11 protein-coding genes are annotated in these 13594 nt (G+C 60.7%); 3 read left to right on the top strand and 8 right to left on the bottom strand.

The window, feature by feature from the left end; all coding sequences use genetic code 11:
• Window positions 1–27 precede the first annotated feature (27 nt).
• Complete coding sequence (locus tag ACYHH6_RS18525) at window positions 28–1236, bottom strand: aminotransferase-like domain-containing protein (RefSeq protein ID WP_352587836.1); 1209 nt, start codon at window positions 1234–1236, stop codon at window positions 28–30.
• 259 nt (window positions 1237–1495) lie between these two features.
• Between ACYHH6_RS18525 and ACYHH6_RS18520 the strand changes: the two genes are divergently transcribed.
• Window positions 1496–2236, top strand: coding sequence for a sulfotransferase family protein (locus tag ACYHH6_RS18520; RefSeq protein WP_352587833.1), 741 nt, complete (start codon window positions 1496–1498; stop codon window positions 2234–2236).
• 109 nt (window positions 2237–2345) lie between these two features.
• On the opposite strand, the gene ACYHH6_RS18515 is transcribed toward ACYHH6_RS18520, so the two are convergent.
• Both ACYHH6_RS18515 and ACYHH6_RS18510 read right to left on the bottom strand, forming a co-directional pair.
• A complete protein-coding gene (locus tag ACYHH6_RS18515) occupies window positions 2346–2501 on the bottom strand; it encodes a DUF1127 domain-containing protein (protein WP_142867119.1) in 156 nt (51 codons plus the stop codon).
• Window positions 2502–2746: 245 nt separating this feature from the next.
• Window positions 2747–3403 carry a class I SAM-dependent methyltransferase gene (locus tag ACYHH6_RS18510; RefSeq protein WP_352587830.1) on the bottom strand — a complete coding sequence of 219 codons (657 nt, stop codon included), beginning with the start codon at window positions 3401–3403 and terminating at the stop codon, window positions 2747–2749.
• A 197-nt stretch (window positions 3404–3600) separates the two neighbouring features.
• On the opposite strand from ACYHH6_RS18510, the gene ACYHH6_RS18505 reads away from it, so the two are divergent.
• Both ACYHH6_RS18505 and ACYHH6_RS18500 read left to right on the top strand, forming a co-directional pair.
• A complete protein-coding gene (locus tag ACYHH6_RS18505; protein WP_352587827.1) occupies window positions 3601–5778 on the top strand; it encodes an adenylate/guanylate cyclase domain-containing protein in 2178 nt (725 codons plus the stop codon).
• 104 nt (window positions 5779–5882) lie between these two features.
• The gene (locus tag ACYHH6_RS18500) at window positions 5883–8072 is read left to right on the top strand and encodes an adenylate/guanylate cyclase domain-containing protein (RefSeq protein ID WP_488500456.1); all 2190 of its coding nucleotides are present in this window, start codon (window positions 5883–5885) and stop codon (window positions 8070–8072) included.
• Between the two features lie 12 nt (window positions 8073–8084).
• On the opposite strand, the gene ACYHH6_RS18495 is transcribed toward ACYHH6_RS18500, so the two are convergent.
• The 5 genes from ACYHH6_RS18495 to ACYHH6_RS18475 all read right to left on the bottom strand — a co-directional run bounded on the left by ACYHH6_RS18495 (window position 8085) and on the right by ACYHH6_RS18475 (window position 13590).
• Window positions 8085–8588 carry a YHS domain-containing (seleno)protein gene (locus ACYHH6_RS18495; protein WP_352587821.1) on the bottom strand — a complete coding sequence of 168 codons (504 nt, stop codon included), beginning with the start codon at window positions 8586–8588 and terminating at the stop codon, window positions 8085–8087.
• Window positions 8589–8600: 12 nt separating this feature from the next.
• On the bottom strand, window positions 8601–9191 hold the full coding sequence (locus tag ACYHH6_RS18490) for an ankyrin repeat domain-containing protein (RefSeq protein ID WP_352587819.1): 591 nt from the start codon (window positions 9189–9191) through the stop codon (window positions 8601–8603).
• Between the two features lie 140 nt (window positions 9192–9331).
• A complete protein-coding gene (locus ACYHH6_RS18485) occupies window positions 9332–10402 on the bottom strand; it encodes an adenylate/guanylate cyclase domain-containing protein (protein ID WP_352587816.1) in 1071 nt (356 codons plus the stop codon).
• A 3-nt stretch (window positions 10403–10405) separates the two neighbouring features.
• Entirely contained in the window at window positions 10406–10900 is a 495-nt protein-coding gene (locus tag ACYHH6_RS18480; RefSeq protein ID WP_112561831.1) for a Rab family GTPase, read from the bottom strand.
• An 11-nt stretch (window positions 10901–10911) separates the two neighbouring features.
• A complete protein-coding gene (locus ACYHH6_RS18475) occupies window positions 10912–13590 on the bottom strand; it encodes an OmpA family protein (RefSeq protein ID WP_352587813.1) in 2679 nt (892 codons plus the stop codon).
• Window positions 13591–13594 lie beyond the last annotated feature (4 nt).

Genomic DNA, 13594 nt, shown 5'->3' with positions numbered 1-13594 from the left:
CGGGCATCTCCCCCACAAGGGGGGAGATTAGCTCTTCATCAACTTCGCCAACCTCGGCACGCCCTCACCCACAGCGCGGTCATCGGCCAGGGTAAAGCTCATCCGCATCGTGTTGCGCCCCGTTCCATCGGCATGAAACGCATTGCCTGGTACGAACGCCACGCGGGCCTCCTTGACCGAGCGGGCGAGCAGCGCTGTGGCATCCGAGCCCTCGGGCAGCGTCAGCCAGACGAACATGCCGCCCTCGGGGCGGCTCCAGCTCACACCGTCGGGCATTTCAGCCTCGAGCGCGGCAAGCAGAGCATCGCGGCGACCGCGATAGGCGTCGATCAGCTTTTCCACCTGGCGGTCGAACACGGCCTCGGAGACGCGGTGCATGACCAACTGGTTGATCGACGGGCTGTGCAGGTCCGAGGCTTGCTTCATCAGCACCAGGCGCTCGACCACGCGGCGCGGCGCGCAGACCCAGCCGACGCGCATGCCCGGCGACAGGATCTTCGAGAACGAGCCGCAATAGAGCGTGCGCGCATTGTCGATACCACCGGAGCGTTCGCAGTCGAGTGCCAGGATCGGCGGCTCGCCCTCGCCGTCATAGCGCAGCGCGCGGTAGGCGGCGTCCTCGATGACGGCGATGTCGAGTTCGCTGGCGAGGTCGAGCACCGCCTCGCGTTGCGCGCGGTTCAGCGTCTCGCCGGTCGGGTTGGCGAAATCGGGCACCAGATAGGCGAATTTCACCTTGCCGCCAGCGGCAGCGGCCGCCTGCTGGTAGGCGGCCGGCGTCATGTTGCCGCCATCCGGGGTCAGCCGGTCATAGCGCGGCTCATAAGCGTTGAAGGCCTGCAGCGCGCCGAGATAGGTCGGCCACGTCACCAGTGCGGTGTCGCCGGGCGACAGGAACAGCTTGCCGAGATAATCCAGCGCCTGCTGCGAGCCGGAGGTGATGAAGATGTTGTGCTCATCGCAAGCGATGCCGAGCTTGCCCATCTGGCCGGCCAGCCAGCGCCGCAGCGGCAGATAGCCTTCCGAGACCTGGTATTGCAGCGCCGTGCCCGCGTCCGGGCCGCCGAGCACCGAGGCATAGGCATCGGCGATGGCTTGCGAGGGAAACAAAGCCGGATCGGGGATGCCGCCGGCAAACGAGATGATGTCGGGCTGGTCGAGCAGTTTCAGCAGTTCGCGGATTTCCGACGCCTTCATGCGCGAGGCGCGCGACGCCAACAGGTCCATCAAACTCATCAGCCCACCTCCCGGGATACGGCATCTGGTCAAGCATGATCGTTCCGACCATGCAAATTTAGGTCAATCTAGCTGACCTATTATCAGGCTCCCTCGCCTGCTGGAATAGCCAGAATGCCATTCCGCGTGGCCCAGGCGCAAAAGCAAACACATTTTTACCGCTCAACGTGGAAAATTGTTGCGCGCCCGAAGGCGTGGATGCAACCTCGTTCCGAGCCCACCGGCATAAAAAGAAAAGTGGTCTCAAGCAGGGGATAGAATGACGCTCGAGCTCATCGGGGCCGGATTCGGCCGCACCGGCACATGGTCGACCTTTGCCGCGCTGAACAGGCTGGGCCTTCCCAGCTACCACATGCAGGAAGTCATCCTCAACAAGGCCAACAAGGGCCATCTCGACTTCTGGCGCAAGGTGGCGAACAGCCCGCCCGGCACGCAGCACGACTGGAACCGGGTCTTTGCCAACTACAAGGCGACGGTCGACAACCCCGGCTGCTGCGTGTGGCGCGAATTGATGGCCGCCTATCCCGACGCCAAGGTGCTGCTCACCCTGCACCCGCGCGGCGCCGAAGCCTGGTACGACAGCACCATCGACACGATCTACTTCACCAAGAATGTCTGGCAGTTCAAGATCCTGGAGTGGCTGACGCCGTTCGGCCGGAAATTCGGCGACATGTCGAGCAAACTGGTCTGGGGCCGCACGCTGGCCGGGGTGATGGACGACCGCGCCAAGGCGATCGCACGCTACAACGCCTATACCGAGGAGGTGAAGGCGGCGGTGCCGCCGGAAAAGCTGCTGGTGTTCAAGGTAACGGACGGCTGGGCTCCGCTCTGCGCCTTTCTCGGCGTCGCGCTGCCCAACGAGCCCTTCCCCAACCTCAACGACCGCGAAAGCGTCAAGAAGATCATCCGCGACATCATCAAGGGCAGCTACATCATGCTGGGGCTGTCGGTCGCGGCGATCGTGCTTGTGTTGGCGGCGCTGTGGTGGTGGCTGGGGTAGGCAAGGAGAGCAAGATGCCTGCCTCCACTTTGGGAGTTGGGCGACCGGCTTGCCTCAGCAGTCGCCGCGCCTCGCGCGTGCGATTTCGGCGCCGCGACCGCTGCTGCGCCTAGAACGGCAGCCGTATCTCATCGATCGCCTTCGACTCCGTCCAGCCAATGTCCTTCTGGATCTCCGTCGGCAACGCATTCAGTGCCCGCACGGTCTTCCTGTGCCTGCTGGCGCGCGCCAAGGCGGCGCGAATTCTGGTGAGACTTTCAAACATCGGTAACCTCCATGCAGCAGAGCGCTGCCTCGGGCCCGCTCTTGCACGGCCCCTGTAACCGATCGATTGCGCGGCAACGGTGAAGCGGTTCACATAGCGATGCCAGTCAGAAACATTTGCATGCAAATCAGTTTAGGGGATTGACGAAGCGCACGAAGGGCCGCGCAAGAGTACACGCGTGCAACGATGTCAGACACTTGGCCTGCTGGCCTGAAGTGTCGATTCAGCCGCCGTCGGCTAAGCCCTTATTCCGGAGCCTGCGAATCTTCGGATGAGGCTTTTCTGAAAAAGCCGGACAGAATATTCGGACCCGCTTCGCCCGGCCGCAGCCTGATGCCGTCCTCGAAGCCATTCAGCGTCACGCATTCGAAGCCGTGATGCGCCAGCAGCGCTACCAGCGAGTCCCGGTCGAAATGGTGCAAATGCTCGTTGGGCAGACGCATGCGCCACGTTTCAAACCACGCGTCGCCATCGGCGCCGAGTTCACGCCAGCGGCAATAGGGCACGGCAATGGCCAGATGGCGGGTCTGAAGGCGAGCGAGAAAACTTAAGTCAGGGATGTGCTCGAGCACGTCGAACATCGCCACGAGATCCCACGCGCCGGCGAGCGCCTCATCCCAATCGACAAAGCGCACACCCTTGGGCAGCGGAAACCTGGTGATGTCGCAGCCGGCGCAGTCGGCAACCCCGGTAATCTTGGCCGCCTCGATAAACGTGCCAGTGCCATAGCCGATCTCGAGCACCGACCGCGGTATCTCACCAGTGATCCCCAGCACCCAGCCAAGCCGCTGATAGCCGAGCTTGATGGTGCGGTCGCTCAGGTCCTCGTAGTAGGACATATATTGCTTGTCATATTTGATCGGCGTGACGTCGATCTGGTGGATTACGCCAAACCGGTCCACCTCGTAATTGTCTAGCATTGGCGTACGGGCCCCGGGAGTGCGAAGCCTTACATGATGGAGCTGAACGTAAAGTAAGTGGCCAGGGGGTGGTGGTTGCATTGACCGCTGCCCCAAGGGGGCCGAGCACGCTCGCAATCAAGGTAGTACTAGAATACGCTCGTCAGCGAAGCGTTGACCTAGGGGCAAGACACCTGCACATGGAGCGAAGGCTTACCGCAATCCTTGCTGCCGATGTGGTTGGCTACAGCCGCCTCATGGGCGAGGACGAGGTCGGCACGCTCGAGCGGTTGAAAAGTTGCCGTCGCGAACTGGTCGACCCTGCGATCAAGGAATTCCACGGCCGCATGGTCAAACTCATGGGCGACGGGGCGCTGGTCGAGTTCGCCAGCGTCGTCGATGCCGTCCAGTGCGCTGCCATGATCCAACGCCGGATGGCCGATCGCAACAATGGCACCGCCGATGCCCGGCAGATCCAGTTTCGCATCGGCGTCAATCTTGGCGACGTCATTGTCGAGGAAAATGACATCTACGGCGATGGCGTCAACATCGCCGCGCGCCTCGAGGCTATGGCCGAGCCAGGGGGTGTATGTATCTCGGGCACGGCGTTCGATCACGCACTGCACAAGGTTGATGTCGGCTTTGCCAGTCTTGGCGAGCAGCGCCTCAAGAACATTGCCGATCCGGTTCGCGCCTATCGGCTGCTGCTGGATCCCGCGGCATCGGGAAAGATCACAGCCGCGCCACATCGCCCGGGATCGCGCGTCATGATCCTGGCGAGTGTCGCGGCTCTGGCATTCGCCGTGCTTGCCGGCTTTTTCGCATGGCAGAAGTTCTCGATGCCATCGCGGCCATCGGTTGCCGTGCTGCCGTTTGCAAATCTCGGCGGCGATCCGAGCCAGGACTATTTCGCTGACGGCATCACCGAGGATTTGATCACCGACCTCACCAAGCTTTCCGGTCTCGATGTCATCGCCCGCAATTCCGTCTTCGCCTACAAGAACAAGCCTGCAGCGCTGGCGGACGTCGCGCGCGACCTTGGCGTCCGCTTCGTTGTCGAGGGCAGCGTCCGCCGTACCGGCGAGCAGATCCGCCTCAATGCCCAGCTCATCGATACAGCAACGGGCGACAATCTGTGGGCCAACCGGTTCGACCGTGGCATGGCCGGCGTGTTTGCCGTCCAGGACGAGATGAGCGGGGAGATCGCCAAAGCGCTCGGCATCCGGGCTTCGGCAGCGGAAAGCGAGCGCATGGCGCGCCCGCCGACCGAAAACCTCGAAGCCTACGACTTCTACCTTCGGGCCGAGCAAACAGCACGAACCGGCCGGCGCGGCGGGCTGCGGGAGGCGCTTGCGCTCTACGACAAGGCGGAAGAGCTCGACCCCGCTTTTGCCGAAGCTTTCGCTGCGGATGCAAGCACGACAGTCTATATCTGGCGCGAATCGTTCAACGAAATCATTCAGAGCGCGCCGGCGCGCAAGCGAGCCTATGAGAAGGCAAGCCGCGCGCTGCAACTCGACACGGATCTTTCGTCGCCTTATGCGATTGTTGGCATCATGCAGGTCGTGGATCGCCGCTACGAGGAAGCCATCGCTTCGGCCAAGAAGGCTGTTTCAATCGGTCCGGGCGATGCGGAGACGCAAATAGCTCTAGGATACGTGCAACTGTTCGCCGGTAATCATGCCGAGGCAGCGGCAGCGGTCGAGACAGCGCTCAGGCTCGATCCCAACCTTTCCCCCATCAACCGGCAAATTGCCGGTCTGGTCTTTCTCATTCAAGGCAACACCGACAAGGCGATCGAGGCGCTCGAACGCGCCCGCGACGAGGCGCCGTCAGTTGGAGATTTCAGGATTGACCTCGCTGCGGCCTACGCCCGCGCCGGCCGTTTGCCCGATGCAAGAGCGGCGGTCGCCGAGGGACTACGTTCCACGTCGACAGCTGGGTCCGATTCATTGTCTGCATATCGGCTCAACGGTGCCCAATATCGTAACCCGCGCGATTTGGCTCTCATCATCGACGCGTTGCAGCAGGCCGGCTTGCCCGAATGGCCGTTCGGCTTCACCGGCGACGAGCACAACCGCTTGAAGGGCGAGGAGATCGCCTCGCTGGTGCTGGGCCATACGCTGCAGGGCCAGCTTGAACCCGGCCTCCAACCAGCCTTCCTTCAGATCGGGAGCGACGGCAAGGCGGCCTTCCGCTCCACGACGCGGCTGGTCACCGAGACCGTCCGTGTCGATGGCGACCTGTTGTGCGAGCTGAGCGAGAATATGTTCGGGCGCCCGGACTGCGGACCTGTCTACAGACGCAATGACGAAGCCGGCAAAGGCTACTCCTATGCCAATACAAGCAAGGTGTTCCACTTCGTGGTGATTCAGTAGATGCACGCGTCTCGGTGAAAGCGGCTGCTTACGCTCGCGTCCGACCCGGGACTGGAATAGGCTGCAACGAAGCCGCGTGATCGGACGGGAGGGCGCAGGCAGGTATGGAGCGACGGCTCACCGCAATCCTTGCTGCCGATGTGGTTGGCTACAGCCGCCTCATGGGCGAGGACGAGGTCGGCACGCTCGAGCGGTTGAAAAGTTGCCGTCGCGAACTGGTCGACCCTGCGATCAAGGAATTCCACGGGCGCATTATCAAGCTCATGGGCGACGGCGCGCTGGTCGAGTTCGCCAGCGTCGTCGATGCCGTCCAGTGCGCTGCCATGATCCAACGCCGGATGGCCGATCGCAACAATGGCACCGCCGATGCCCGGCAGATCCGGTTTCGCATCGGCGTCAATCTCGGCGACGTCATCGTCGAGGAAAATGACATCTATGGCGATGGCGTCAACATCGCCGCGCGACTGGAGTCGATGGCCGAGCCGGGGGGTGTATGCATCTCGGGCACGGCGTTCGATCATACGCTGCACAAGGTTGATGTCGGCTTTGCCAGTCTTGGCGAGCAGCGCCTCAAGAACATCGCCGATCCGGTTCGCGCCTATCGGCTGCTGCTGGATCCTGCAGCCGCAGGGAAGATCAAGGTGGCGGTTCGCCGGCCGGTATCCCCCCGGGCGATCGGGATGGCAGGAATCGCGGTCCTGCTCGTCGTGCTCCTTGCAGGATTGTTTGCGTGGCAATCGGGGACATCTTCCCTGGCCGACCGACCATCGGTTGCCGTGCTGCCGTTTACAAACCTCGGGGGTGATCCGAGCCAGGACTATTTTGTGGACGGCATCACCGAGGATTTGATCACCGACCTCACCAAGCTTTCCGGTCTGGACGTCATCGCGCGCAACTCGGTGTTCACCTACAAGAACAAGCCTGCAGCGCTGGCCGATGTCGCGCGCGACCTTGGCGTCCGCTACGTTGTCGAGGGCAGCGTCCGCCGCACCGGCGAGCAGATTCGCCTCAATGCCCAGCTCATCGATACGGCAAGCGGCGACAATCTGTGGGCCAACCGGTTCGACCGCGGCATGGCTGGCGTGTTTGCCGTCCAGGAAGAGATGAGCGGAGAGATCGCCAAGGCGCTTGGCATGCAACCTTCGGCAGCGGAAAGCGAGCGCATGGCACGCCCGCCGACGAACAATCTCGAGGCCTACGACTACTATCTCCAAGCCGAGACGGCGTCACGCAACGTCCTGCTGGCCGGGCTGCGGAAGGCGCTTGCGCTCTATGAAAAGGCGGAAGGGCTCGACCCAGCCTTCGCGGAAGCCTTTGCGGCCGACGCGCGCACGACAGTCTATATCTGGCGCGAGGCCGTCAACGACATCATGCAGAGCGCGCCCGCGCGCAAGCGAGCCTATGAGAAGGCGAGCCGAGCTTTGGAACTCGAACCGGACCTTTCATCGCCCTATGCAATTCTCGGTATCATGCAGGTCGTGAATCGCCGCTACGAAGATGCGATTGCCTCTGCCAAGAAGGCTGTTTCAATCGGTCCGGGCGATGCAGAGGCGCAAGCAGCCCTTGGATATATTCAGTTATGCGCCGGCAATTATGCCGAGGCAGCCGCGGCGGTCGAGACAGCGCTCAGACTCGACCCCAACCTTTCACCCATCAACAGGGAAACTGCAGGGCTGGTTTTTCTTCTTCAGGGGAATATCGATAAAGCGATCGAGACTCTCGAACGCACCCGCGACGATGCGTCCACGGTTGGCAACTTTCGGTTTACACTCGCTGCGGCGTATGTCCGCGGCGGCCGTCTGCCGGATGCGAAAGCCGAAATCGCAGCTGGGCTCCACCTCGTAGCAGGGTCCAGCTACGTGGACTCCCTGGCTGGGTGGCAGATGACTCATGCACATTTCCGGAATCCGCAGGATCTGGCGATCCTCGTCAACGCACTGCGCCAGGCAGGCCTACCCCAATGGCGCTACGGCTTTACCCCGGACGAGCACGACCAGTTGAAGGGCGCTGAGATCGCGTCCCTCGTCATTGGCCATACATTGCAAGGCCAGATCGAACCCGGTCTCCAACCAGCCTTCCTTCAGATCGGGAGCGACGGTAAGGCGGCCTTCCGCACGACGACGCGGTTGGTCACCGAAACCGTCTACGTCGATGGCGACCTCTTGTGCGAGCAGAGCGAGAACCTGTTCGGGCGCCCCGACTGCGGTCCCGTCTACAGACGCAACGACGAAGCCGGCAAAGGCTACTCCTATGCCAACACAAGCAAGGTGTTTCACTTCACGGTCGTCCAGTAGGCGAACCTGGGCTCAGTGATACTTGTCGAGCTCCAAATTGGCCGCGACCTGCGGCCAGTTGGCATCGGCTTTCGGTATGTTTTCAGCCGCATGCGCGGCGAAATCATCCGCGTTGTCGACGTCGTAGATCAGGTAGAGCTTGCCATCGATAATCTTGAATGCTTCGGGATCGACATTGACCGTGACCCCACCGCCCACAACTTCGCCAGCACAGTAGCCACCATATTGAGGAGCGTACTTGACCGGTTCGCTCATGAACATTTCCTGGTGTTTCTTGCTGGCGAAATGCCAGGGTGTCCCCAGCCATTCATAAGTGAATTCCTCGGAGCCCTTCACGGCCTTGCCGTCGGTGAAGTAAGCGACCGTGTCGTAGCCCATGATCGCCACACCGCCGAAATAACCGGTGTTTACCGAATCGTCGGCCCGGGCCGATCCCGCGCCGGCGACCGCAGCGACCGCGACCAGGGCGGCCGCCCCCAAATTCCGAACCAGTCGTGACTTGATCATCGTGCTCATCTGCATCCTCCTTCAATCGTGGATTTCTGCGCACTTCGCCGCGTTCGCCTCGCCAAGGATTTTGGCTTGGCAGGTACCACCATGGCGTTTGAACAGTCGTAAGATTTCCGTGTTGCCCTTCCAGAATGCGCGCGTTGTCGGCATGTAGCCATGACCCTCGGGATGGTTCACATCCGCACCTTTCGCGATAAGAAATTCGGCCAGTTCAAGGTGGTTTTCCTCGCCGGCCACCAACAACGGCGTAGCGCCCGCCTTGTTGGCGGCATCGTCGAGCACCGCGCCTTTTTCCAGCAGCAGCTTGGCGATTGGCAGGCTGCCCGAGAAGGCCGCCGCATGAAGCGGGGTAAAGCCGCCCGAGTTACGCGCCATGACGTCGGCACCCTTGCCCAGCAGCAATTCGGCGATTTCCGGCTGGTTGTCGAGCGCTGCAGCGATGAGGAGTGTTGCCTGGTCGCGCGCCCGGCTGTCGACGTCGGCACCGCCTGCCAGGGCTTGCTCTACGGCACCCTTGTCGCCGGCGGCGATGAAGTCGAACAATTGCTCACCTGCGGCTGCAGTTGTAGCCGCCAATACCAGCATACCAAGTGCCAGCAGTCCGCGCATGACGTAGCGGTAGCATATATTAGCCTGGAATCATACAAGCTGCGTTGGACTTATCGGGGCAGATGCTGGCGGACGGCGCGGTCGGGCTGGCTGGCTTGAGACGCAATGCGCTCCAGGGTCGTCACTGCCAAGCGGCAAGATCAGGCCGGGAGCCGCCACATTTGCACACGACCTGCACCACGCAATTCCGTTTCCTCGAGTGGGTCGCAAGCAAACTTTGGTCCGAGCAGTTGATGCGTTGCGTCCGAAATACGGATTTCATCGGGCTCCGCGGACGTTTGAATGCGTGAGGCGAGATTAACGGTCTCACCCCACAGGTCATAGGCGAACCGCCTCTTGCCTATGACGCCGGCGACGATTGGGCCCGAGTGAATTCCAATCCTGAGCCTTATCGGTTCTCCCGCGAAGCGTTCGCGCTTAACCGCCTTGCGCAGCTCAACGGCATACTGCGCGAGAGCTTTTGCATGATCGGATCGCGCGGTGGGCAGGCCAGCGACGACCATCACACAATCGCCGATTGTCTTGATCTTTTCGCAGCCGTGTCGTTCCGAGAGCCTATCCGCCGCCTTGAAGAAGTAATTCAAAATAGCGAGCGTCGTCACGGCACCGACGGTCCGCGCTCGTTCCGTAAAGCCGACGATGTCGGCAAAGAGCACACTCACCTCTGCGTGGTTGTCAGCAATTTTCTTGTGTGCTTTCAACCGTTCCGCGATCGACGCCGGAAGAATGTTGAGGAGCAAGGCTTCGGCGCGCTGGTATTCACGCGCCAATCCCTCCTGGCTCTTCCTCAAAGCCTCGTTCGCCGCCTGCAGTTTCTCGTTGAGTTCACGCTCCCTCTCTTGCAGGAGCGTCATTTCATAAGCCTTCTGCTGAAGCCGCTGCCTGTTGGCGCGTTCGGCGGAGGCGTCAAGAAAGACCAGCCACACGCAGTCATCGTCAGCAAAAAAATGAAGGTCCGCGACACGCCCGCTGGGCAGTTCGACCATGGGAATATGAAACGGAAGCTCCGGGCAAGGCAGCAGCCCTTCCATGAATTCAAGCTGCTCGGCAACAGGCTCGCCGATGCGAAGAGATGAGAGTCCGTGATGTTCAACATTACCGCCCTTCGCAGCTACGCAAAGCTGGACGTCGATTTTTACATATGCGACAGCGTGCCCATTGGAGAAGAAGTTGAAAATCCAACTTCTGACCTCTTTTGGCAATCCATGCATGGTCTATTTTGTGACCATCAAGGCAAGTTGATGAAACGCATCATCAACATGCTCACCCGTGAGCGCACTTGTCAGATAGATTTGCCATCCACGCTGCCTCAGTTCGTCAATCTCACTATCCGATATTGCCCACCGATCGGCCAGATCGGATTTGTTGATCAGCAATATAAACGGCATAGCGCCGAATTCGGCCTCGACCCGTTCGCGCAGCGTGAGCGCCACGGCAAGGGTTGCGGCGCGGGTTCCATCGACGACGAGCACGAGCCCGGTTGCACCTCGGACATAGCTGACGCGGAATGAGCCGATATCGTCTTCGCCGGCCAAGTCCCACAAAATCAGATCCACGGTTTTGCCCGGGAGTTCGACACTCTTCTTGTCGATTTTCACTCCCACCGTGGTCAAGTAGGTTTCTGAAAAGATGCTTTGCACAAACCTGCGAACCAGACTCGTCTTTCCGACAGCGAACCCGCCGAGCATACAGATCTTTTTTTGCAACATTTTGGGCTCCGCTAGTCCAGGTTTACGGTAATCGAAACCCGGCGATTGGTGGAGCTCCCAGCTTGACTATTTTCAGGCACCAGCGGCTCAAAGGTGCCCGCGCCCCGAACCAGCAGCAGTTCCGGAGAGACGCCGCGCTTGTTGAGAAGCGCACGAACTGTCTCGGCGCGGGCGGCGCTGATCGAAGCGTTGGCCGTCTCACGGCCCGTGGTGTCCGAATGGCCGGTCAACATGAACCGCGCTGTTACGCCTGACCTGCGGGCTTTTTCGGCGAATTCCTTTATTTGATCCGCCAATCGGTCGAGGACCGGCGTCTGCTCCGGTCCCGGCACAACTTTGCCGGAAGAGAAGAAGATATCGGTCGTCTGGATGGCCTCTCGCAAATAATTAAGTTCTGCAAGGTTCATCTCACTCAGCTGCGAGACATCCAGAACCACTCCATCCGCCGAAAGCTGGTCGGCGGCGGCCTGCGCCCGGCTGATCCAGCCGGCAGGAGCCTCACCCGCGGCAACGATGCGACCCTGGACGATCGAAAGCTGAACCGATTTCGGCGGGCTCAGCGACGCCGTCAGCCGCTTCACCACGAACTTCGGATCAAGGCTCTGATAGAATTGCCACTGTGAATGAACGCGGGCGGGATCAACTTCCGTTCCAGACAGCAGAGCCTGCGGGTCGGCGGCGAGCGGGTCTCTCAGGCCGGAAATGTAGAAATGTCCGCCCCTCGCCGTTTGTTGGGCGACGATGATTCCCGGTTGGGCCTCAAGCCGCGACACATAGTACTGCCAGTGCTCCGCCGCGCGTGCGTCGGGGCTCACATCACGAACCTTGGAGATGTCGAATTCCGGCCCGCCTGCCGAAAGCTGTCGGCCCGCTGCGCGCGCCCGATCAATCCAGGTGTCGGGAGCCTCACCCTCGGCAACGATGCGATCGTTGACGATCGAAAGTCGCACTGTATCGGGCGGATACAGCGACGCCGTCAGCCGCTTCAACACGAACTCCGGCTCAAGGCTCTCATAGAATTGCCACTGCGAATGAACACGGGTCGGATCGACCTGCGTTCCGGACAAAAGCGACTGCGGGTCGGCGCCAAGCGGGTCTCTCAGGCCGGCAATGTAGAATTGGCCATCGCGTATCTTTTGCTCTGCAACGATGATGCCCGGCTGCGTTTCCAGTCGAGACACATAGGCCTGCCAGCGCTCCGCCTCGCGTACTTCGGGGCTTACGTCACGAACCCCCGAGATATCGAAGACCGGCCCGCCTGCCGAAAGCTGCTGGGCCGCTGCGCGCGCCCGGTTGATCCACGTATCGGGAGCCTCACCCTCGGCAACGATGCGATCATTGACGATCGAAAGTCGTACTGAATCCGGCGGAGCCAGCGACGCCGTCAGCCGCTTCAACACGAACTCCGGCTCAAGGCTCTGATAGAATTGCCACTGCGAATGAACCTGGGCGGGATCGACCTCAGTTCCGGACAACAGCGACTGCGGGTCGGCGGCAAGCGGGTCTCTCAGACCGGCAATATAGAATTGGCCATCGCGTACCTGTTGTTCGGCAACGATGATGCCCGGCTGGGCCTCCAGTCGCGATACGTAACCCTGCCAGCGCGATACATAAGCTTGCCAGCGCTGCGCTGATTGCCAGGAAAGAAAGTACCAACCGCCTGCCAGACTCAAAAGCAGCAAGGCCACTGCCGCCACCAGCCAGGGAAATCCCTCGTGTGATTCATCCTGCTTCAGCTCGACGCAGGTCTGCAGCTGCGCCTCTACGGAGGCCAACTGCGAACCGTCGCCGTCAAACTGCTCTAAAGCCTGTGAGGATTCCTCATGGATGCGAAGCAATACATCGCGAACTATGTCGTGCAGTTCCTCTGGCGGATTTCCCCGGATCACCGAAACCAGGGTCGCAAACGGTCCAACTTCCGACCAGAGACGAAGGTCGCCGAAACGAATAGTGTCCAGGCCGCTCTGCTCTTTCTCGTTAAATGAGTCCTTCACAAAATCCTGAATTGCACTCAGCATCGAAGAGATGAGCTGAGGATCTTCGCTCGTTGCATTATCGGCCGTTACATGCGCTATCAAAAGCCCAGAATTGCGATGAATGAGAAAGGCATGCTCTATACGATAAACAAGTGAGTGCTTGAGAACAACTTGAGAGAAGCTTGCACCTGTTCTCCAAGCTTCAAATCTCCACTTGAGCCCATGCCAGGTAAATATATGCCTTAAAGTTTCATTCAGCGACTGGAAGGTCTGGTCGATCTTTTCCCCGATCGACTTGCGAATTGCCGGCAGAAACACCGGATACAATATATCCGTCAGCGTGCGCGGGCTTCTCTGGATCGACCGCTGCACAGCCCGTTCGACAGCCGGCGCAAGCGCCTCGCCGAGTTGCGCATGAGACGCTCGCGCGGCCGCATTGGGAAGAACATCGCCCACGGCTGCAGCAAGCTGCTCGGGTTCGCCGAGCAGCTGCGTAACGCGTGAAAGCTCCGAAATCTCGCGGCCGACCAGCAACTGGCGCAGCGTTTCCATGCGAGGATCGGCGGTTGGAACTGCCTCGAAACGCACACGGTAGTCCGGATCAACGTTCCGGGCAATTTCGATCAAAAGACGAGCCAGAGCCTCGCGATCAATCTCTGTATCGTTCGAGGCTGTTCTTTTCGGAAGGCTGACTGGGTCGACGGTTGACGTCAAGGTC

This window comes from Mesorhizobium sp. P171375, assembly GCF_057786075.1.
Note: the sequence above shows the minus strand (reverse complement) of the source record. Positions and strands in the feature narration are given on the sequence as shown.

Coding starts and splice junctions, on each gene's coding strand:
- ACYHH6_RS18525 (WP_352587836.1), bottom strand. CDS start 1,236: ATGAGTTTGATGGACCTGTTGGCGTCGCGCGCCTCGCGCATGAAGGCG.
- ACYHH6_RS18520 (WP_352587833.1), top strand. CDS start 1,496: ATGACGCTCGAGCTCATCGGGGCCGGATTCGGCCGCACCGGCACATGG.
- ACYHH6_RS18515 (WP_142867119.1), bottom strand. CDS start 2,501: ATGTTTGAAAGTCTCACCAGAATTCGCGCCGCCTTGGCGCGCGCCAGC.
- ACYHH6_RS18505 (WP_352587827.1), top strand. CDS start 3,601: ATGGAGCGAAGGCTTACCGCAATCCTTGCTGCCGATGTGGTTGGCTAC.
- ACYHH6_RS18500 (WP_488500456.1), top strand. CDS start 5,883: ATGGAGCGACGGCTCACCGCAATCCTTGCTGCCGATGTGGTTGGCTAC.
- ACYHH6_RS18495 (WP_352587821.1), bottom strand. CDS start 8,588: ATGAGCACGATGATCAAGTCACGACTGGTTCGGAATTTGGGGGCGGCC.
- ACYHH6_RS18490 (WP_352587819.1), bottom strand. CDS start 9,191: ATGCGCGGACTGCTGGCACTTGGTATGCTGGTATTGGCGGCTACAACT.
- ACYHH6_RS18485 (WP_352587816.1), bottom strand. CDS start 10,402: ATGCATGGATTGCCAAAAGAGGTCAGAAGTTGGATTTTCAACTTCTTC.
- ACYHH6_RS18480 (WP_112561831.1), bottom strand. CDS start 10,900: ATGTTGCAAAAAAAGATCTGTATGCTCGGCGGGTTCGCTGTCGGAAAG.